A 21062-nucleotide genomic window follows, 5' to 3' on the forward strand; every position below is an offset into this window, starting at 1 on the left:
TTATCTTGAACTCGCTTAAAATTTTCAGTGTCAACGATAAATTCATCGCCATGCACTGCTCAGTAACTTGATACCTCAATGGATCAACTTGAACATAAATTAAGGTTAACTCGATGACAAATACAATTATGGAACGTGAAGCGCGTTCAGCACCGCAGAAAATCGCTGAGCAACTGGCTGCTAATGCTGGCTTAACCAAAGAGCTTGGTGAAAAACTACGTAGTTTTAAGCCAAAGTTTGTGATGATTGTTGGTCGTGGCTCATCAGATCACGCAGGGGTATTTGCTAAATACTTATTTGAAATTGAAGTGGGCATTCCAACTTTTGCTGCAGCGCCATCAGTTGCCAGTGTTTATGGTAAAAGCTTACAACTTGAAGGCGGATTAGTGATTGTTATTTCACAATCAGGCCGTAGCCCAGATATATTGGCTCAAGCGAGAATGGCTAAAGAAGCAGGCGCTTTTTGTGTCGCATTAGTCAACGATGAAACAGCACCAATTAAAGATATTGTCGATGTGGTATTACCGCTTAGAGCGGGTGAAGAAAAAGCCGTCGCAGCGACCAAAAGCTACTTAGCGACTTTATCAGCCATTGTGCAGTTAACTGCTGAGTGGACCCAAAGTGAGTCGTTAGCTGCAGCCGTTGATTCAATGCCTGCTGCATTACAAACCGCCGTTGACGCAGCGCCGCAATTAACCGCCGAGTCTTTAGCTGGGGTTAATAACCTTGTAGTGCTTGGCCGTGGTTTAGGTTATGCGGTAACCAAAGAAATCGCCCTTAAAATGAAAGAGGTTTGTTCTATTCATGCCGAATCATTCAGTAGCGCTGAGTTTCTACATGGGCCGGTGACTTTAGTTGAAAAGAAACTGGCTATTGTCGATGCCTGCATTAATGATGAGTCTTATGAAAGCCATATCGAGCAAATAGAAAACGTAAAACAACGTGGCGCAGACTTGGTGCATTTAAATCAAACATCATCTGAAATACACCCGCGTGTTGCGCCATTAGCATTGCTACAACGTTTTTATATCGATGTAGCCGCCGTCGCTGTTGCCCGTGGTATTGACCCAGATCAGCCAGAAGGTTTGAAAAAAGTCACCCAAACACTATAAGTTTGACTCGACTGTGAGCATTAAGAAGTAAGCAGTTAAAGATTAACGCAATATAAAGAGAACATTATGAGACAAACCCTAATAGCAGACGGTTTTTTTGATGGACAGCAATTTCATCAAGATGCGGTGATCTCTATTGAAGACGGCCACATCATCGCCTTAGATTCAGTATCGAATGCGAAAGAAGTGCGTTTACAAGGCACGTTAGTGCCAGGGTTTGTTGATGTTCAAGTTAATGGCGGCGGCGGGGCACTGTTTAATAGCGCACCAACCCTTGAGTGTATTGAGACCATAGGTCGAGCACATGCTCAATTTGGTACGACCGGTTTTCTGCCGACGCTCATTACCGATAAAGTTGAGGTGATGGCGCAAGCCGCTGATGCCGTTGCCGAGGCTATTAAGCTGCAATCTGCAGGCGTGTTAGGGATTCACTTTGAAGGGCCACATTTAAGTGTGCCTAAAAAAGGCGTGCATCCACAATCGTTTATTCGCAGTATTTCAGATGAAGAACTGGCGATATTTTCACGACAAGATCTTGGTATAAAAGTGGTCACTTTAGCCCCTGAAAATGTCTCAGTTGAGGTGATAAAAACCTTAATCGCTAACGACGTAAAGGTGTGCTTAGGTCACTCAAATGCCGATTATGACACTGTGCTGGCGGCGTTAAATGCTGGCGCTAACGGTTTTACACATTTGTTTAATGCCATGTCAGGCTTTGGCTCTCGTGAGCCGGGCATGGTGGGCGCAGCGCTAGAAAGTGATGCAGCATGGTGCGGATTGATTGTCGATGGCCACCATGTTCACAGTGCTAGCGCTAAAGTTGCCCTTAAAGCTAAGCCCCAAGGCAAAATCATGTTAGTAACCGATGCTATGCCACCGGTGGGACTGGATGATGATGCCAGCTTTGAACTGTTTGGCACCGAGGTTATACGCCAAGGTGATAGGCTCAATGCCAAATCAGGCGAGCTAGCAGGTTGCGTACTTGATATGGTTGGCGCAGTTAACAATAGCGTCAGCATGCTTGGCCTCAGTTATGAAGAAGCCCTTAGAATGGCATCGTTATATCCAGCGCAGTATCTACAGCAAGCTAAGCTTGGCACCATAGCCGTAGGTCAGCGCGCAGACTTAGTGTTGTTAGCTGCTAATGCAAACGATAACTCGCGTTATCAAGTTAACCAAACCTATATTAATGGCGATGTGGTTTTTAGCCGATGTGATAAAGGCTAATGTATGTCGACTAAAACCGCTTTGAAGCCAAGATTAATGTCATTGGACGCCTTGCGCGGTTTTGACATGTTTTGGATCCTTGGCGGTGAGGGCCTATTTGCTGGATTATTTATATTAACCGGCTGGGCTGGGTGGAATTGGTTTGACGGCCAAATGCATCACAGTCAATGGCATGGATTTACCTTTTATGATGTTATATTCCCGCTGTTTATTTTCCTCTCCGGTGTGGCTTTAGGCCTGTCACCAAAACGCTTAGATAAACTACCAATGCAGCAGCGGCTGCCCTTGTATCGTCATGCTATAAAGCGCCTTGGTTTACTGATTTTTTTAGGGGTACTTTATAATCATGGTTGGGGCGTTGGTATGCCTGCAGATCCCGACAGTGTGCGTTATGCCAGTGTGTTGGCACGTATTGGTTTTGCATGGTTTATAGGCGCGATGTTGGTGTGGCATACCAGCCTTAGAACCCAAATTATTGTCGCCATTAGTCTATTAATTGGCTATGGGCTTATTCAGTTATATCTTCCTTATCCCGATCTCACGCTATATTCTGGGCTAGTTCAAAACCCAGAATTAGCTCAAGCAGCAGTTAATCAAACAAGCCAAACCTTTGCCCGCTTTAGCGCCGAAAATAGTATTAACGCTTACGTGGATTCAATACTGCTACCTGGTAGCGCATATCAAAATAGAGCCGTAGATCCTGAAGGGGTGCTATCCACACTGCCTGCGGTGGTAAATGGCTTAATCGGTGTGTTTGTCGGTCACTATATTGTTAAAGCCAAGCCGCCCTTATGGGGGCTTAGGGGTGAATGGCTAAAAGTCTTGAGTATGGTGATTATTGGTGCGGCGTTATTGTCATTAGGCTGGCTATTAGACTTGATTATTCCGGTCAATAAAGACTTATGGACCAGCAGTTTTGTGTTGGTAACCAGTGGTTGGAGCATCATCTTACTCGCCATTTTTTACGCCATTATCGATGTACTTAAATGGCACAAATGGGCCTTTGTTTTTGTGGTGATTGGCACTAATGCCATCATCATCTATATCGCATCTAGTCTGGTTAATTGGCAATACTTAGCCAATAGTTTATTGGGCGGCTTTATTCGCGCCACCCCAGCAGACTGGCAACCATTACTCTTTGTACTGAGCTTACTGACAGTGCAATGGCTAATTTTATTGTGGCTTTATCAACGTAAAATTTTTATTCGCATCTAAAGGCTGTTTATAAGAGCTGTCACTAAGAACTGTTTATAAGAGCTGTTTATTAGAACTGTCACTAAGAACTACATGCAAGATTTATTTTGGGGCTTGTGGTGTGATCAATGATGTTTAGTTGCCAATGAAATGACAGCGTTGTCTTTGCTGTGTTTATGTTTTAACATGAAATGCACAACGATTATGATCTGCAGCAACATTGCTAGGTCAAATTGTTGATAAAAACTCAATAATAATAAGACTCATATGGGGCACTAGTAGTAAGTCAGTGCTGAAATATCAATGACAATAAGAAGCAGGGTTTATGGAAACAACAATGAATAATAGTCAGCAAAAAAGCAGCATAGTGCCCATGGCCATTGTGGCAATACTCTTTTTCGTATTAGGGTTTGCGACTTGGCTTAATGGTTCGTTAATGCCATATCTAAAGCAAATCCTTCAGTTAAGCCCTTTTCAAGCGTCACTAATTCTATTCTCTTTTTATATTGCAGTAACTTTTACCGCACTACCTTCAGCTTGGGTCATCCGTAAAGTGGGCTATAAAAACGGTATGGCGCTGGGTATGGGCGTGATGATGGTGGCGGGTTTACTCTTTATTCCAGCCGCTAAAACCCAAGTGTTTGCTTTGTTCTTACTCGCGCAACTGGTTATGGGCACCGGACAAACATTATTACAAACCGCTGTTAACCCTTATGTGGTTCGCTTAGGCCCTGAAGAGTCTGCTGCAGCACGCGTTAGTGTTATGGGGATTTTGAATAAAGGCGCGGGTGTTATTGCTCCTATGGTGTTTACCGCATTAATCCTTGATAGCTTTAAAGATCGCGTCGGCACCACCCTAAGTCAGGTTCAAATTGATGAAATGGCTAACAGCTTAATTCTGCCGTATTTAGGCATGGCAATCTTCATTGGTATTTTAGCCTATGCTGTTAAGAAATCACCGCTACCAGAGCTTGAACAAGACGAAGCAGAAGAGGGCACCAGTAAAGGTCAAATTAAACAGGCACTAGCAAAACCCAACTTAGCCCTTGGGGTGGTGGCCTTGTTTGTGTATGTGGCTGTTGAGGTAATCGCTGGTGATACTATTGGTACGTATGCACTCACCTTAGGGGTTGAAAACTATGGGGTGATGACCTCATACACCATGATATGCATGGTAGTGGGTTACACCTTAGGGATTATTTGTATTCCACGGTTTATATCTCAGCCTAATGCGCTACTTATTAGCGCCATACTTGGGGTGGTGTTGTCCTTTGGTATTGTATTTGGTGATAGCAGCTCAACGGCTATTTCTGACACTGTATTAGTGCCATTTGGTGGCGCACAACTGCCAGATACCTTATTGTTAATTGCCTTTTTAGGCTTGGCTAACGCAATTGTTTGGCCAGCAGTTTGGCCGTTAGCCTTATCTGGTATGGGTAAACTAACCAGCACAGGTTCAGCACTACTCATCATGGGTATTGCTGGTGGCGCATTTGGCCCAGTATTCTGGGGCTTAACCAGCTCAGCAACCTCCCTTGGCATGCAAGGCGGCTACTTAGTGATGATCCCATGTTATCTATTCATTTTATTTTATGCGGTAAAAGGCCATAAGATGAAAAGCTGGAAATAATCCTGTTACTCCCCTTCAGGATTATCAAGAGAGCCAATAGGCTCTCTTTTTTTATGCCCAAATCTAGACTGCCATTTTGAACAAATCAAGGTCATGGTGTTGCTCCCAGATCAGATTTAAACCGTCAGTTTCCTTTGTGTATTTCCAAACTCCGTTTGGATTAACATTGTGTCTTTCCACACTCACGCTTGCCCTCAATTTACTTTGCATGTGAAAAATCAAAGTCGTGGTGCTTCGCCCACACCAGACCAAAAGGGGAAAAGCGCTTGTTCCCCTTTTGGATATCCCTCAGCGCCCCTAACGAAAAATGCTGAAAAGCGTATAATTTTCGATGGGGATTGATCCAGCTTTTAACTTCATTTTTTGCTAACTTAAGACTTATTCGAAAATGCTAACGCTTCCGATGGTGCATCCATGCACCGCGAAAGCTAGCCTGACGTCCTGTCAGGCTCACGCTATTTTCTTCAACGTCATCAATTCAAATTGAACATTCACGCTTTTAAATTTTGTTACTGATGAAGTTAAATCGAAGAGATGAAAATCCCGGTGTAAGCGCGGCTGTGACCGTCCATGACATGGACGTCATGGCCGAGCTTTCAGGGATGAACTTGCAGCGTGTCACAGTCGTGCTTGCACGAAAGCCTGCGGCAGGCAATGGGTTAGATTGAAGTGATGACCTGCTGTAACTGAGCTAATATAAATGAATTTTAAAGCTGGTGCGGGTAACTCGTTTATGCCCCATTACGAGTTACGAGCTAGTTTTAACTGTCACGAATTACTTCAATATATTCATCTTCAAAGATGACCCTCCCAAAGATCAATAGCACTGTGTATTAATACAGTTATAATAATTCTCTAAGAATTTGCATTATTATCGAAGCAAAAATTAGCTAAAATTGCATGGATAAATTTGAGCATAAAAATATAACTGATATGTTTCAATACTTTAAGTTTTTCATGTGGAGTAACAATGGACCAGATAAATGTTCTTGCTCAACTTTGCGGCAAGGTTAACTTTAAAGTGGTTGGTAATTGAGATATTAGTCTCTTTACATCAATATGTTGCGTGATATGTTTAATGCAAAATTAATTTTAGGCAGGGATTTATCTGAGATGCTGGATAATAAGCTGTTATGTGATTCTCAGGCTATGGTGTATAAAAATATAATTTCCGCTGAGGCATAATTCTTTGTCGGAAGAACCTTTATGAAACCTACATATTATAAAATGGAAATAATAAGGCTAAAAGTATGGCTGAAGTAGAAAGAGAGTTAAACTCAATAATTAAAATTCATTTACAGATGTTACAAAACTTCCCTAAATCTAAAAAATTTAAAGAGGAAGATGTTTTCTCTGAAAGTGATATCGAACTAATGGAAAAGCCGTTCCGGAATATAGTTCGGGGGACAGGCGATACTAATAATAAAATGCTTAATGATATTAGCTTACTTGATAACCTGCTAAGCATACTAAAAAATGGTAAAAACAACCCTGTTCGTTTCTTCGTTGCTAACTTAATTAGTCAGCTTTATATAACAACGAATGAAAAGAAAATCCCAGAAAAATTGGTAAGTATTTTAATAGAGCATGATATTGATGATAATAGAACAGTAGCACTTCTCTATGCAATACCAAAAGGTTCAGAGGGGTTATTTGAACTAGGACGTTTTCTTGATAGTAACAATAGAAATATAAGAGAATCTGCCTTATGTGCAATCGTCAAAAGCAAATCTAATGATGTTAGACCTCTACTTGAAAAGGTACTATGCACACCCCGTATATCAGGCGAAGAGTTTCTAAGGGCGATTATATCTATCGGAAAATTAGGAAATGAAGATTCGGTAAAATATATTAAACCTTACCTTTATGATAAAAATGGAGATTCTCAAATTTACGCTTTAGGCGCGATTAAAAGGATAATGAAAGATAAAAACACGGACTTATATATAGAACTATTATCTGATAGAAGATTCAGAAGTAAACATAATGCCATACTGGCAATTAAGCAATGTTGCGGCAAAGAAGGCTTAGAGTCAGTTATAAAGAGAGCTAAGTCAATATTGTCTGGTAAAAGGTCGACAATCTCACACCATAGCGATGGCACTACAGAATTAACTGATTGTATTGATTATATTACTTCTTTTGAACAAGAGACTCAGGTTGTATCTTTTTATCAATACATCAGTAAAAAAATAATAAAACTATCTGATATTGAATTAAATTATTTAAAAGTAAATAATGAAATGGCTTATAGAACAATCACATAAAAAGACCTTTAAACGGACAAAAAACAGTTTGCTGTTTCACTCCGTTCACATTTTAGCAAACAATTTTTTGCCGCTTAAGGTGGCGTTATGTTTCAATTTATAATATGGAGTATTTATGAAAAAAGTAGTATTAGTAAGCCTTGTTTTAGCAACAAGTATCGGTTTAATTGGTTGTAATGGTAAGCAGGATATAACAACTGGCATAGCTTGTTTAGGGAGTAATAACGATAGTTTAGTTGAACGTATGCCTAATCAATGTAAAGCTGGTGATACAGTTGCCACAAAAAATCCAGCTTATTTTTGTGATTTTAATTATTCAGTAGCATATAACGATTATAACTCTGCATTTTGTATTTATTCGGGAAAGCAGAAGGAAGAACGTACCGCAATGAAATCAGCAAGTAAAACATAACAGATAAGGATAGGCCGCGCGTAGCCGCGTCCTTATCCCAAGTGTTGAACAAGCCCGAGTGATACCTTTATAGTGTAAATATCGGCGTAAGATCTTACGCTTTTTCGATGTGTGCTGAGCAGTTACATTTTTACTAGCCGCCTCGATCCCTTAGCATCGTCAGCTAATTTCTTTACCTCAAAATATCAATGCCTTAGCACCTCCTGATACTTTTATTGTTCTGCATCTAATAAAATTAACATGGCCACCTAAAATTAACATGGCCACCCATTCCTAAAATTAACATGGCCACCCATTCCAGGTGGCTAAATATCAAACACTCTACTAGGCTTTGGTCATTACTTAATATTAGGTAGTTGATGATGGCCAGACCTAGAAAAACACTCGTGAGCTTAGAAGACACCCCTTACTATCACTGCTGTACGCGGGTGGTGCGCAAAGCATTTTTGTGTGGATTTGATAAGTCGACTGGTGATAACTATGAACATCGCCGAGAGTGGGTTGATTCGCGTATTATTGAATTAGCGACGATTTTTGCGATTGATATTTGTGCTTATGCCGTGATGAGTAACCATTTACATGTGGTGCTTAAAGTCGATGTGGATAAAGCCAAAGAATGGTCTGATATAGATGTGCTTACCCAATGGCATAAAGGCTTTAAAGGCACCTTGCTGACCCATAAATTTGTTAAAGGTGAAGTCCTTAATGAGTTTGAATTAAAGACGGTTAATGATTGTATTGGGCTATATCGAGAACGTTTAACCGATATTAGTTGGTTTATGCGTTCCTTGAGTGAACCGATTGCGAGAATGGCCAATAAAGAAGACAAGTGTACAGGTCGCTTTTGGGAAGGGCGGTTTAAATCTCAAGCCTTGTTAGATGATGCCGCCGTACTCGCCTGCATGGCTTATGTGGACTTAAATCCCATTCGCGCCAGGATGGCAGCAACACCTGAAACCTCCGATTACACCAGTATTCAGCGTCGTATTAATTCAGCTATAAACTGTGAGCAACCAAAAGCGTTGCTTCCCTTTGTGGGCAATGAGCGTTTAGATATGCCCAATGGTTTAATGTTTAGCGTCAAAGATTACATTGTGCTGGTTGAAGATACTGGGCGGATTATTCGTGATGATAAACGTGGCGCCATCAGCGCGAGTAGTCAGGATATTCTCAATCGATTGAATATACCTGCTGAAAACTGGTTAAAAATCACCACTGAATTTGGTGCATTATTTAAAGGAGCTGTAGGGGCGTTACCTGCATTAACTGAATATTGTGAACATTTAGAGCGTAAACGACGACAAGGCGCAGCTAACTGTCAGCGCTGGTTGTGCGCTTAATAAATCATTTCTTAATTTAAAATAACAGCATTTCCCACTTGATTGATATCAAGCTTTTCTGCTGTGTTTGATTTAGTTTATGAGTGAATTTTGGTGATTAATGATGAAATATTCAGTCCTTTGGCAGGAATAATCCCATCAGTAAATGAATGTTGGTGTTGGCAACTCAAAATGAAAGGCGTTATGTTATAACTTCAAAATAATGGGTGGCTATGTATTTTATATGAATTGAGCAGCCTGGAACATTATTGTGCTGCTATTGAATAAGCTGTTATGTTTTTCGTGAGGGATGATGGGGAATTGGGATAACGCGTTTATAAAAAGCATTATGTATGTCGGGCTCGGCTCAATAGCTTACCTTTTGTTGATGGCCTTCATTGATGGTTACGAAGCACACGAGTTCATAATGCTTTTAACTCTTTATGGTGCGGGTTATTTGCTCGTTTCATTTGTAGGCTGGATTGCTTTCGGACTTCCAATTCACTATTTGATATCTAAATGTACAAACTCTTCATATTTCTACTATGTGCTATCAGTTATGTTACTTTTATTAATTTTATGGGCAGTAGTAAATTCGGGAACAGCGTTATTTTTTGGTTTGTTTGCATTAATACAGGCATTAATATTCCGCTACTTAGTATTTAAAAAACATAACAAACAAATGCAGCCGACGCCAAACTGCGGCTCGGCTGATTAGGGCGTTACCACATATCAGGTCGCCATACTTTACCTAATGGAAGTCGTTGCTTTCAGAGTTTCAGCTCTAAATGATTTCTGTCCAATTACGTGTTATACCTACTCATCTTATGGTGTCGGGAATCTATAAATTCTTCAAATCTAGTACGCAGCTATGACCAAAGTAGGGCGAATAACAAGTAGCCTTGATTAGTTACTAATAAAGACCACAAATTTCAGATACAAAAAAGCCACTCATTGAGTGGCTTTTTTGTTTTTATGGTGCCGGCACCAAGAGTCGAACTCGGGACCTACTGATTACAAGTCAGTTGCTCTACCAACTGAGCTATGCCGGCTTATCTTGCTTAATAGTAAACACTATTAATATAAATATGGTGCCCGAACCCGGAATCGAACCAGGGACACGAGGATTTTCAATCCTCTGCTCTACCGACTGAGCTATTCGGGCGACTAACTATCGTTAGCTTGAAACTTACAAGAAAAAACCACTCACTGAGTGGTTTCTCTGTATATGGTGCCGGCACCAAGAGTCGAACTCGGGACCTACTGATTACAAGTCAGTTGCTCTACCAACTGAGCTATGCCGGCTTATCTTTCTTAACAGTGATAACACTATTAAATTAAATATGGTGCCCGAACCCGGAATCGAACCAGGGACACGAGGATTTTCAATCCTCTGCTCTACCGACTGAGCTATTCGGGCAACTAACTAAGCGTTAGTTTACTACTTCAAACTGGGTGCTAACTTAATCGTTAGAGCCTGTGTCGTTTGGAGTGCGCACATAGTATAGCGATGGTTTTAATCCTGCAAGTGCTTTTTTAAATGATTTTAATCGTTCGGCTAGTAAATGGCCAAACTGAGCGATTTTTTACCTTTAATTGGTTTAAAGCCCAATGATAGTGGTTTTAGAGAGTTTAATCGATATCTCAAATTGAATGCTTATTTGAGTAAGACTGGCTGGGTTTAGTTAGGACTCAATTAGTTTTATTGTTCTATTTTATCGAATGATTTTGGCGATTTTTAGCGATATTCTTTTTGTTTTGTGTCGATATAATCATTCACATAGATTTTGACAAGGACAGCTTGATGTTAGCAAATACAAAAAATGGCTATGGTTTAGTGAGTATTAGTCTCCATTGGTTAAGTGCATTAACCGTTATTGGCTTATTCGGCTTAGGTTTTTGGATGGTTGATCTCACTTATTACAGTAGTTGGTATAAAACCGCGCCGGATATTCACAAAAGTGTTGGCATTTTATTGTTACTGGCAACGCTAGTGCGATTAGTGTGGCGCTTAGGCTCTGCGAAACCTCATGCAAAGAGTAATCACAAGGCTTGGGAGCAAACGGCGGCTAAGTGGGCTCATGGAATGCTTTATCTATTAATGTTGGCCATTATGGCGACAGGCTTTTTAATTTCAACGGCTGATGGCCGCGGAATTTGGGTATTTGATTGGTTTGAAGTGCCGTCACTGGGCAGCTTTATTAACAACCAAGCTGATATTGCTGGCTTAGTTCATCAATATGCAGCCTATACATTAATAGCCCTAGTGATTATTCATGCAGCAGGCGCGATAAAACACCAATTGATTGATAAGGATGGCACTTTATCAAGAATGATAAAACCTGCCACAAAATAGTTTTAACACCTACAGCACTTGAATCGAGCCTGTAACTCGACGAGCTGAGAACGCTAATTATTAGCTAGCAACACTTATTAGTACTTGAACATATCAATAATATTGAATTTATAATAAAGGGAATGACCAATGAAAAAGCAACTTTTAGCCACAGTATTATCTAGCGTTATCGGCGCTGCAATGTTACTACCATCAGTCGCTAATGCGGCCGATTATAAGATAGATACTCAAGGTGCCCACGCATCAATTCAATTTAAAGTAAATCATTTAGGCTATAGCTTTGTAGCTGGTCGTTTTAATGATTTCAGTGGTGATTTTAGTTACGATGCGGCAAAAATTGCTGACACTAATTTGAATGTCACCATCAATACAACGAGTGTTGACTCAAACCATGCCGAGCGTGATAAACATTTACGCAGTGCTGACTTTTTAAATACTGGCGCGTTTCCTCAGGCGCAGTACACCTCGACTAGTGTTGAAGACCAAGGCAATGGCAAGATATTGGTTAACGGTAATTTGACCTTAAATGGGGTGACTAAGCCTGTGGCTATTGCCGCTGAATTTGTTGGTGAAGGCCAAGATCCTTGGGGTGGTTATCGTGCTGGCTTTATTGGTACCACAGAATTTGCCATGAAAGACTTCGGTTTTAAAATGGATTTAGGCCCAGCGTCTGCCAATGTTAGCCTAGATTTGGTTATTGAAGGGATTAAGCAATAACGTCTATTGAACAGGTTTACTAAAAACAACAAAGCCGTCAATGATATTAGTCATTGGCGGCTTTTTATGATGATTATTGTGCCGCTTTTAGAATAATACTGCCAAAAACATCAGCGTGTTTATAGCCGCGATTCATGTCGCCATTTAACGGCTTTATCGGGTGGGAGCCAATAAAGTTCTCTCTTTGTTTGGAGCCATCATTATCACAATAGGCCAGCATAAAACCCATTTGTTTGTTGGCTTGTAAGCTAACGGCTGCAACCTGCTGCTTATCAAAAGCGCTTAAGCTGTCATTGTAACTGTCAGGGAATACCGTTATCGCCATTTCCCAATAGATTTTTTGAGGGTTAACTGGGTCTCTCGACCATGCTGTGGTGATATGCTCATTAAAAGTGGCGGCCTTTTTTTGCGTGGTAAAATCAGCCACTTGTTTATCTAATGCCACATGATAGGCAAAAGCATTATGGCTATATTGATGCTCGCCACCTGAGCCATCTTCATCAATAAACACCTCTACGGTGTCATCATCCCAATACCGCACTGTGGGATCTGCGGTTTGATCAAATAGCACATCATCAATCACTTCAGTCAGTAGATAGAGCTTATTTTCGCGCCAAAGCAGTTTATATTGGCCACTAAAATCATCGGCAGTTATAGCATCGCCGATGATCATTTGATCAATCGGTAGCCACTTAGCTTGTTGCCAATCAGATTCATCAGCAATGCCATCAAGGGTAATGGCTTTATTAGCGTAGTTAACTTCAATAGGGGCATGCACATATTCGGCAGATGTTTTGTTTGTGCTTGAAGACGTATCAGCATTCGCCATTGAAGCAATTGCGGTGCAATTTAATGCCAACAGGCAGGGCAGTATTAGGCCTTTAAGTGAGGCGTTGGCCTTATGTTTATGGCTCGCTTTATTAGTTGGTTTTTCAGTGCAGTCCATTGTCCAGTAAACTCCTAATGTTTAAGTCTTAAAGTCAGTATCTTATAGAATCATTTATTATTGGGCATATTCACACGCTTTGACATTAGTCGAAAGCGTTATCTTAATCAGTAGCTAGGATACTGATTTTTCAACTTGCGTTATTCAGCCAGCAACACGCTGATGCTATAGCTTGTATTAGTGCTGATAGCTAAAATATGCTCACCTGCAGCATTAGTCTGTAAGCTTTTACCGTTAACTAAAACCTGCTGGGATATGATGTCTGCTCGCCTTTGTATTGATACATCCACAGTTGCGCCGCGAAAACGCCTACTTACCTTTAGGCTAGGCCAGTGCTTTGGTAGTTGTGGTTTGATTTTTAAGCCGTCGCTGCAGCCTTTTAGGCCACAAAGTTGCTCGATGATAATTCGGTAAATCCAAGCGACGGTTCCAGTATTAAATAACTGGCTCGATTTACCCGCATCATCAGGATATTGAAAATAAGCCCCGCGGTAATAGTTGGGAATAAACACGGGTAATTGACCTCGGGTGAGCTCATTTTGCACATCTTCAGCAGTTATCATGGTTTGTAATAGTTCAAATGCTTGCTCTGTTTCGCCTTGTTCAAATAGGGCGTATATATAAAATGCCCCAGCATGATTATAAACTGAACCATTTTCAGCGGTGCCAGGAAACTTTTGGGTTAATCTGCCCACTTGCTCATCCATTTGGGTATAAGCGGGAGCTAGCATCATCATCCCAAAAGGTGTTTGTAATTGCTGCTTGATTTGCGGCTGCATCAGTGACCAGCGCTGATCATTAACTGCGCCAGACAACATGGCAAAAGTTTGCGGGTTAAGATAAATGCGGCCTTGATGATTATCGCTTACACCAAAACAGTGACCTGCATCGGTAATACCGCGGGCAAACCATTCACCATCCCAGCAATGTTCAATTACGGCATCATTTAATTGCGTTGCAAGTTGGCTAAATTTTGATGCTTTATTGTCACAGGCCATTTGCGGGCAAACTTTTGCCCACAGTGTCATGCTGTAAGCACTTGCTAACGTCAACCAGCTTGAAACACCCAAGCCTTTATAGCCCACCATGTTCATCGGATCGCACCAATCGCCTTGGTTGATAAAGTTAAGGCCGCGGTTATCACGTTGAGAGTATAAGAACTCCAGCGCTAAACAAACGTGTTCCATCACCGAACGGTTTTCTTCACTGTCAGCAAAACCAATGGTTTGATTTAAGAAATCAAAGTCGGCGGTTTCATTTAAGTAAGCCTCAATACAAATCACTAGCCAGACACAATGATCCGTGTGGGGGATTTGATTGATGTATTTAAGCTCAGATTCAGGGTGCAATAAAATGCCATCCGGCATTTCACCATTGCGATGTTGCTGGGCGAGGGCGACTTCAAAGGCGGCTTTGGCCTTGTTAGGGTTGATATAAATCATCCCCATAGCGTCTTGAAGGTAGTTTCTGGTTTGTGGATCGGTACTTAATCGATTGACATCGCCATGGTAAAAAACCTGTCTTGGTAGCCAATGGTTGATGAAGTTATCAAGCTTAGGGGTTGAGGATAAAAGGCTTAAACAGCCAGTTTCTCTGCTGAGATACGCTTTGTATTTATCTTGGGCTTGAGTAAATAGCGCTGTTGAACTCAAATAGCGCTGTTTTAACTCACTCGCTTCGTGAGCATCTTTTACCGGCGCAAAAACAAACTTTAATGCCACTGCTGGCTTGGTGTTATTGCTAGCGTCATCATAAGCGGCAAGCTTACGATTAAATTGCATTATCGCTGCAGGGGTTTGGTAATGAGCAGGCATGTTTTCTAAGCGGTTATTACTGATAGCCGTTGGGTTATGTAAACCGCCTTCGCCTTCAAAAACACTTTGACGGGTTTCGTAACTATCAGGGGTTGTGTCAGTTAGAAATACCGTGGTGTCTTTAAAGTCTTGTTGAACAAAGTATTGATCGACTTTTTGATAGGGGGTGATTGAGTGACATAAAATTGCATTAAGTGAAGGATCAAATTTTGCAGATTGATTCATCCACGACATATAGCCCACAGGAAAGTAGCTATAAATGCTGATATCTCGCGCCGATTGACTTAGGTTATCAATGGATAATTGCCATAGCTCTGCGGTATCTTCAGTGGCTAAGGTTAAGCTTAGTTTACAGTGTAGGTTGAGGTGCTTAACTTGCCAACTGACTTGATGCTGGCTAACGATAAACTCAAATGATGCCAATGATTGCCTTACTGGCTCATAGGGCAATGAGAATAGCTCGTTAGTGTGGTTATCTTTTATATAAAAAAATCGCCCAGGATGATGGCTAAAGTAGGCGTGTTCTGGCTGCATAAAGGTTTTGGCTTCTAATGCAGGCCCATGGGCATATTTAGCAGGTTCTGGCTGCATAAATTGCGCAGTCGCAAAACCCCGACAATTCATTTGAATCATCATGTTTTTATTCCATAAAAAACCACAGGCTTTTGGCATAGTGGTTGGACTATGCAAGCTGACGTTGCCATTTTTTTGATGGTAAGTAATCACTATTTAAATTCCTCAACTACTCGCTTGCAGGCTCTGATTTATCAATAGGTTGATAAAGCGACTGGTTAATTTGGCGCATTTTTTGTTCATCTAAGCTGTAGTGTTTAACAACCCAAACCGCTAATAAGGCAAAGCCTGCAGGGATGATGGTATTGAGCAGTAAAATCCCCATTAACGAGTCGGGTGATTGCTGCTGATTTGCCACATAACCCATGGATGACAGCATCCAACCGATCATCGCGCCTGCAAAAGCGCCGCCTAATTTTTGCGAAAAGGCTGCTGCTGAAAAAATCATTGCGGTGGCGCGGCGGCCATTTTTATATTGTGAGTAATCAGCAGTATCGGCATACATAGAAAATACCAACGGCGATTTAGGCCCTAAGCAAAATCCAATTAAGGCCTGCATAATAAACATCAAGGTAAGGTTGTGAGCTGGAATAAAGTAAAAGCCAGCCGAAAGTATGGCAACAATGGTCATTAAACCAATAAGCAGTGGGCGTTTATCAAAGTATTTGGTTAATAGAGGCGTAGAGGCGGCGCCTAGGGCAAGTGAGATCATATAAACCGCGGTAAAGGTGCCAATGAGGTCTTCTCGGTTTACATAGTATTTAAAGTAAAAGGTGCCGGTACTGGCGCGCAAAGTGATGGTGAACATGATGATTAACGCTAAAGAGAATAAAATCAGCCATGGCTTGTTGTTGGTTAAATCGATTATGTCTTGTTTGATTGAGGTTTGTTGATTAGTTGGTGGCGCTATGCGCTCTTTAGTTGCAAAAAAAGTAAGGCAAAACAGCACCGCTGAAATAAGTCCATAACAGGCCATGGTCAGTTGCCAGCCTAATGCCTCATTACCCGCGCCAAGATAAGTAACTAATTCAGGCGTCATATAAGCAACTAAAGTACCACCAGAAAAAGCACCGATAAATCTAAAACTGGTTAATGTGGTTCTTTCCTGACTATTACTGGTGACCACACCTAATAGCGCGCCGTAGGGCACGTTAATAAAGGTGTACGCCAGCATCATGAAAATGTAAGTGCCATAAGCCCAAATCAATTTACCATCATCACCTAAATCGGGCACTGTGAAGGTGAGTACACCAGCTGCAGCAATCGGAATAATGCCTAATATGAGATAAGGGCGAAATTTGCCAAAGCGGGTGTTAGTTCTATCAGCGAGGGCGCCCATTAATGGGTCAGATACCGCATCGATTATGCGAGTCACTAACATCATGGTGCCAACAGCTGCAGCTGATATACCAAATACATCGGTGTAGAAAATAAATAAGAACACATCAAAAACACGCCAGTAAAAGTTAGATGCCACATCCCCAAGGGCGTAACCAACTTTCTCTTTAAAGGATAACTTATCGAATGTGACCGATGTGTTTTTTACGCTGGTTGCTGATTGTTCCATAATCGTTTTTATACCTTGATTGTTGCAATCTAACTTGAAGGTATTACTTACAACTAACCCACTATTCACTTGTATTTACAACATCTTCGCTGGGTTGATACCTGATAAAGTGTAAGGCTTTAATATTTAGCACGCCTAAGTGTAAGCGCTTACATTGTGATTTCAATGTAAATTATTAATCATTTTTTGACCAGTATTAATTTAAATAAACTGAATATGATTTTTTGAAAAGAGGCGGGTAGAAGCGTTTTATTGATCTGGGATAAAGAGGCTAAGGTATTCAGCCCTTTTCCATCAAAGGGCTGAATAACATTTACTAAATAATTCTTATTGGATAACTGTTATTGAATAAGAAGCGACTCACTATTTAAGCATCTCGTTTACTCGTATAACCTGAGCGCGGTAACCCGTTGCGAACATATCGTGACTATTGATATTAATGCGCACAGCGGGTTTGGTTTCACCATAGCGATGCTCAACTAAAATAGATTTAACTTTACCTGTGGTGTCATCCATTTTTAAGTTGCCATAACCGCCACCTAAACCAAATAAACCAGCTGAGGCAAAGTAGCTCATCATGCTGTCTTTATCTTGCTGATATTTAACGATAGATGTTACTGGCGAGTAGCCTTGATAACCCAACTCGTCTTTACCGTATTGCCATACTTGGGTAACGGTTTTATTGGCCTCATCAATTTTGTATTCAACCGCGCGGGAATATTTTTCACTGGCAAACATCGGCTGACCTAGCTGACGTCCATCGCCATTATCAAATACCGTTAAAGTGCCCTTTTCAGGAACAAGATAAGCGGTATGGGAGGTGTATGAGAAGTCAAAATCACTGCCTCGGCAACGACCCTTTTCATTACAGCTAAGTTTGTTACCTGTAGCATCAACTGGCGAGAGTAGCTTATCTTGGAACTTGTCACTCCAGCCTTTTTCAGGGCCTAATATCCATTTAACTTGTTTATCGCGGCCAATTTTGATTACCGCAGATTGATGACGTGAGCTAATAATGATGCTGTCATCTTTAGGGTCATAATCAATAGAGTTTACATGGACCCAGTTACGGCCTGTTTCTACTCCGTGAATATCACCATAAGGGGCATTCTTTAAATCGTCTAAGGTGGTTTGATGGCCAGCTTGATCAATATTGATATTTAAACAAACTGCACCGGCATCAAGGGATAATAATGCCGCATCACGCAGTGGGTCTAAAATAGTGTTTAAATCCCAGTAATCCACTAACTTACCTGTGTTATCAACCTCAATGATTTGATCGCGTATGGTGTTGACTAACATGCCATCAGCGCGGCGATAATCTTTGGCGGCGGCGCGAATAAAGATATTGCCGTTGGCAGCTTCAATCCCTTCGTGTGATGCATCGATAAAATTTCCCGGTAAATTGTGCTCTGAAATCATTCTTCCCATTAATGACATTTTTTTCCAGCCTTGGCCCTGTACCCACACCATGTTGCCGTCTTTAGTGACGTTCATGCCCATGGCGTAACCTGCGCTGTCATAATTTTTTGAGTTATGGGTGGTGTAAGGATTCAGATACCAACGAATATCACCGGCGGTATCGATAATGAAAAATCCTGGTTTCCCATCCCAAGAAAACGCCCCAGGTGCATCAGGGTTATTGTGGGATAACTGACCCGACTTTCCGTCTGGATTGGTCCAGTTTACAAAATAAAGGCGGTCTTTAAAGTCAGCGTCAACATGTTCTACTTCGACGATGGGCGCTTTAGCCCACTGGCTTTCTGAAAAGCCCATATCAATGTCTGGGGTTAGCATTTGATACTCGTGGCTGCGCTGCTTGCCGTTTTCAGTCCATTTAATTGTAAAGGTGTTCATAAAGGCAGGGTAGAGACCAAAAATTGGCACTCCACCTTCATCCATTACCCGCATATCATCAACTTGATAGTTTATGCTGACACCAGTTTCACCTTTGGCATGTATGGTGACATTCACATTGGAAATTTTATGGCCATTAAGAGTCACTAAAGCCGTTAGTGGGGCATTTTCATAGGGATTATGAATGATATAACCCAATGGTGCATCTGCCACTGGCATTGGCTTCATCCCCATGGGGTCTGCATTAACATTATTGATTGAACAAAGCAGTGACAAGGTCAATGTTGTATAAAGTATTGGCTTTAGCATGGGCACACTCTGAAATTAGTTATAGCGGCAGTATACCTTGGCATAATCGATAATAATGCAGTGTAACTAACAGAAAGTGTTATAATTTTTTACTTTTGATTAATAGCTCACGAAATAAGATTTTTAACTAAATTTAGGGAACTTTTGTGAATAGGCTGTGGAGTAACAACTGTTTAAAACCGATGGGAAGCTTATTACAATTGTCTCAAAAGTGATTGGTAATTGATGCGAATAAAAAAGCCTACTTTATATCAACACGCCGTTAGCGGTTTTAAAGTAGGCTCTTAAGTTGTTCTGCTAGCTAAGGGATTAGCTATTTAGTTACTCGTCTTCACTTGGAGGTACATAACCTTCAACGGCAACATCTTTGCCTTCAAATAAAAAGCTAACCATATTCTCTTCAAGTAGTTTACGGTCATCAACATTCATCATGTTAAGTTTGTTTTCATTGATTAGCATGGTTTGTTTTTTCTGCCAAAGTGCCCACGCTTCTTTACTGATTGAATCAAAGATACGCTTGCCTAGATCGCCAGGGTAAAGTTGAAAATCTAAACCTGGAGCTTCTTTCTTTAAATATACGCAATTAACATTACGAGCCATGATTATTCCTTAAAGGGATTCCTTGACGGGATCTACTGCTAAAAGAGCGGCTAAGTTAGATAAAATCCGCTCAGTTGCTGCGGCTAATCCAACTTTCGCGGGATGATGTATGTTATACCAGAGTGTCTGATTTTGTTCCATTACACTTGAGTCAATTTGAGGCGATTGTTGATTTTCGCCGAGATTAACTAAGATAGGCTGAATATCTAAATGAAAATGACTAAAAGTATGTCTAAATCCTGCAAGCCATTGTGATTGTTCATTATTGTTGTTTTTTGCTGCGGCATATTCATTGCTGCTGTGATTAAACCCATTAGCACTGATATGTGCAAGCAGCGCCGCCTCAGTATCAAATTGAGGAAAACACCATAAGCCGCCCCAAATGCCTGCTGGTGGTCTTTTATTAAGAATGACTTCACCATCTTTATGCAGTACTAGCATCCATGCAGATTTTACAGGAATGGTTTTTTTAGGCTTTTTACCGGGGAATTCTGTCTGTCGGCCAGCAAGCTGCGCTTTACAATCAATTGCAACAGGGCATTGAGCACAATTGGGTTTACTGCGAGTGCAAACCGCAGAGCCAATATCCATCATGGCTTGGTTAAATTTAACCACATCTTTTTGCGGGGTTAACTTATCCGTTAAGTGCCATAATTGTTGTTCAACTGCTTTTTGACCTGGCCAACCTTCAATTGCGCCGTGACGGGCAAGTACCCGTTTAACGTTTCCATCTAATATTGAATGATGCTGACCAAGGGACAATGACAAAATGGCCCCAGCAGTCGAGCGGCCAATACCCGGTAAGGCTATGACTTCATCTAGCGCTTCAGGAAACTTGCCTGCATGTTGCTCACAAACTGTTTTAGCCGCTTTATGCAGATTACGGGCGCGGGCATAATAGCCTAACCCCGTCCAATGATGCAGTACATCATCTTCGCTGGCATTGGCAAGGGCTTTAATGTCGGGAAAGCTTTGCATGAATTTTTCATAGTAGGGGATAACAGTGGCAACTTGAGTTTGTTGCAGCATGATCTCTGAAATCCACACTCTATATGGGGTTTTATTGATTTGCCACGGTAAGGTCTTGCGTCCGTGTAAATCGTACCAAGCGGTGATCCGCTCAGAAAAGGAGTTAACTTTTTTCATCAGCGCAGTGTATATG

Annotated in this window: 15 protein-coding genes and 4 tRNA genes; 9 read left to right on the forward strand and 10 right to left on the reverse strand. The window is 41.2% G+C overall.

From position 1 onward, the window contains the following. Window positions 1-113: 113 nt before the first annotated feature. From BCU94_RS03665 to BCU94_RS03695, 7 genes are all read left to right on the forward strand, one after another. The gene (locus BCU94_RS03665) at window positions 114-1112 is read left to right on the forward strand and encodes an SIS domain-containing protein (protein ID WP_102475637.1); all 999 of its coding nucleotides are present in this window, start codon (window positions 114-116) and stop codon (window positions 1110-1112) included. Window positions 1113-1178: 66 nt separating this feature from the next. Beyond that, the gene (gene nagA / locus BCU94_RS03670) at window positions 1179-2339 is read left to right on the forward strand and encodes an N-acetylglucosamine-6-phosphate deacetylase (protein ID WP_102475638.1); all 1161 of its coding nucleotides are present in this window, start codon (window positions 1179-1181) and stop codon (window positions 2337-2339) included. Between the two features lie 3 nt (window positions 2340-2342). Then, a complete protein-coding gene (locus tag BCU94_RS03675) occupies window positions 2343-3554 on the forward strand; it encodes a DUF5009 domain-containing protein (protein WP_102475639.1) in 1212 nt (403 codons plus the stop codon). 304 nt (window positions 3555-3858) lie between these two features. Beyond that, a complete protein-coding gene (locus BCU94_RS03680) occupies window positions 3859-5163 on the forward strand; it encodes a sugar MFS transporter (RefSeq protein WP_102439184.1) in 1305 nt (434 codons plus the stop codon). A gap of 1250 nt (window positions 5164-6413) precedes the next feature. After that, entirely contained in the window at window positions 6414-7430 is a 1017-nt protein-coding gene (locus BCU94_RS03685; protein ID WP_102475640.1) for a hypothetical protein, read from the forward strand. A gap of 115 nt (window positions 7431-7545) precedes the next feature. Beyond that, on the forward strand, window positions 7546-7842 hold the full coding sequence (locus BCU94_RS03690; RefSeq protein ID WP_102475641.1) for a hypothetical protein: 297 nt from the start codon (window positions 7546-7548) through the stop codon (window positions 7840-7842). A gap of 362 nt (window positions 7843-8204) precedes the next feature. Next, window positions 8205-9182 (forward strand): transposase, encoded by a 978-nt coding sequence (locus tag BCU94_RS03695; protein WP_198590850.1) that lies wholly within the window; start codon window positions 8205-8207, stop codon window positions 9180-9182. Window positions 9183-10137: 955 nt separating this feature from the next. Here the strand turns inward: BCU94_RS03695 and BCU94_RS03705 are convergent. From BCU94_RS03705 to BCU94_RS03720, 4 genes are all read right to left on the reverse strand, one after another. Then, window positions 10138-10213 (reverse strand) — tRNA-Thr (locus BCU94_RS03705). A gap of 37 nt (window positions 10214-10250) precedes the next feature. Then, a tRNA-Phe gene (locus BCU94_RS03710) sits at window positions 10251-10326 on the reverse strand. Window positions 10327-10390: 64 nt separating this feature from the next. Then, window positions 10391-10466: transfer RNA gene (locus BCU94_RS03715), tRNA-Thr, on the reverse strand. Between the two features lie 39 nt (window positions 10467-10505). Then, a tRNA-Phe gene (locus tag BCU94_RS03720) sits at window positions 10506-10581 on the reverse strand. Between the two features lie 384 nt (window positions 10582-10965). Between BCU94_RS03720 and BCU94_RS03725 the strand changes: the two genes are divergently transcribed. Together BCU94_RS03725 and BCU94_RS03730 are read left to right on the forward strand one after the other, a co-directional pair. Then, entirely contained in the window at window positions 10966-11517 is a 552-nt protein-coding gene (locus BCU94_RS03725) for a cytochrome b (RefSeq protein WP_102475644.1), read from the forward strand. A 129-nt stretch (window positions 11518-11646) separates the two neighbouring features. Beyond that, window positions 11647-12234: a YceI family protein gene (locus tag BCU94_RS03730; protein WP_102440637.1), complete on the forward strand. Its 588-nt coding sequence runs from the start codon at window positions 11647-11649 to the stop codon at window positions 12232-12234. A 73-nt stretch (window positions 12235-12307) separates the two neighbouring features. Here BCU94_RS03730 and BCU94_RS03735 read toward each other — a convergent pair whose 3' ends face one another. From BCU94_RS03735 to mutY, 6 genes are all read right to left on the reverse strand, one after another. Beyond that, window positions 12308-13180, reverse strand: coding sequence for a CBM9 family sugar-binding protein (locus BCU94_RS03735; RefSeq protein ID WP_241904952.1), 873 nt, complete (start codon window positions 13178-13180; stop codon window positions 12308-12310). Window positions 13181-13320: 140 nt separating this feature from the next. After that, entirely contained in the window at window positions 13321-15720 is a 2400-nt protein-coding gene (locus tag BCU94_RS03740; RefSeq protein ID WP_198590849.1) for a glycosyl hydrolase family 65 protein, read from the reverse strand. A gap of 16 nt (window positions 15721-15736) precedes the next feature. After that, entirely contained in the window at window positions 15737-17134 is a 1398-nt protein-coding gene (locus BCU94_RS03745) for an MFS transporter (protein WP_102475645.1), read from the reverse strand. 363 nt (window positions 17135-17497) lie between these two features. Continuing rightward, window positions 17498-19300 (reverse strand): aryl-sulfate sulfotransferase, encoded by a 1803-nt coding sequence (locus BCU94_RS03750; protein ID WP_102475646.1) that lies wholly within the window; start codon window positions 19298-19300, stop codon window positions 17498-17500. A gap of 321 nt (window positions 19301-19621) precedes the next feature. Continuing rightward, window positions 19622-19900, reverse strand: a complete 279-nt coding sequence (locus BCU94_RS03755; RefSeq protein WP_102440634.1) for an oxidative damage protection protein — start codon at window positions 19898-19900, stop codon at window positions 19622-19624. 9 nt (window positions 19901-19909) lie between these two features. After that, entirely contained in the window at window positions 19910-21046 is a 1137-nt protein-coding gene (gene mutY / locus BCU94_RS03760; protein WP_102440633.1) for an A/G-specific adenine glycosylase, read from the reverse strand. Window positions 21047-21062 lie beyond the last annotated feature (16 nt).

This window comes from Shewanella sp. 10N.286.52.C2, assembly GCF_002874545.1.
Classification (GTDB): Bacteria; Pseudomonadota; Gammaproteobacteria; order Enterobacterales; family Shewanellaceae; genus Shewanella.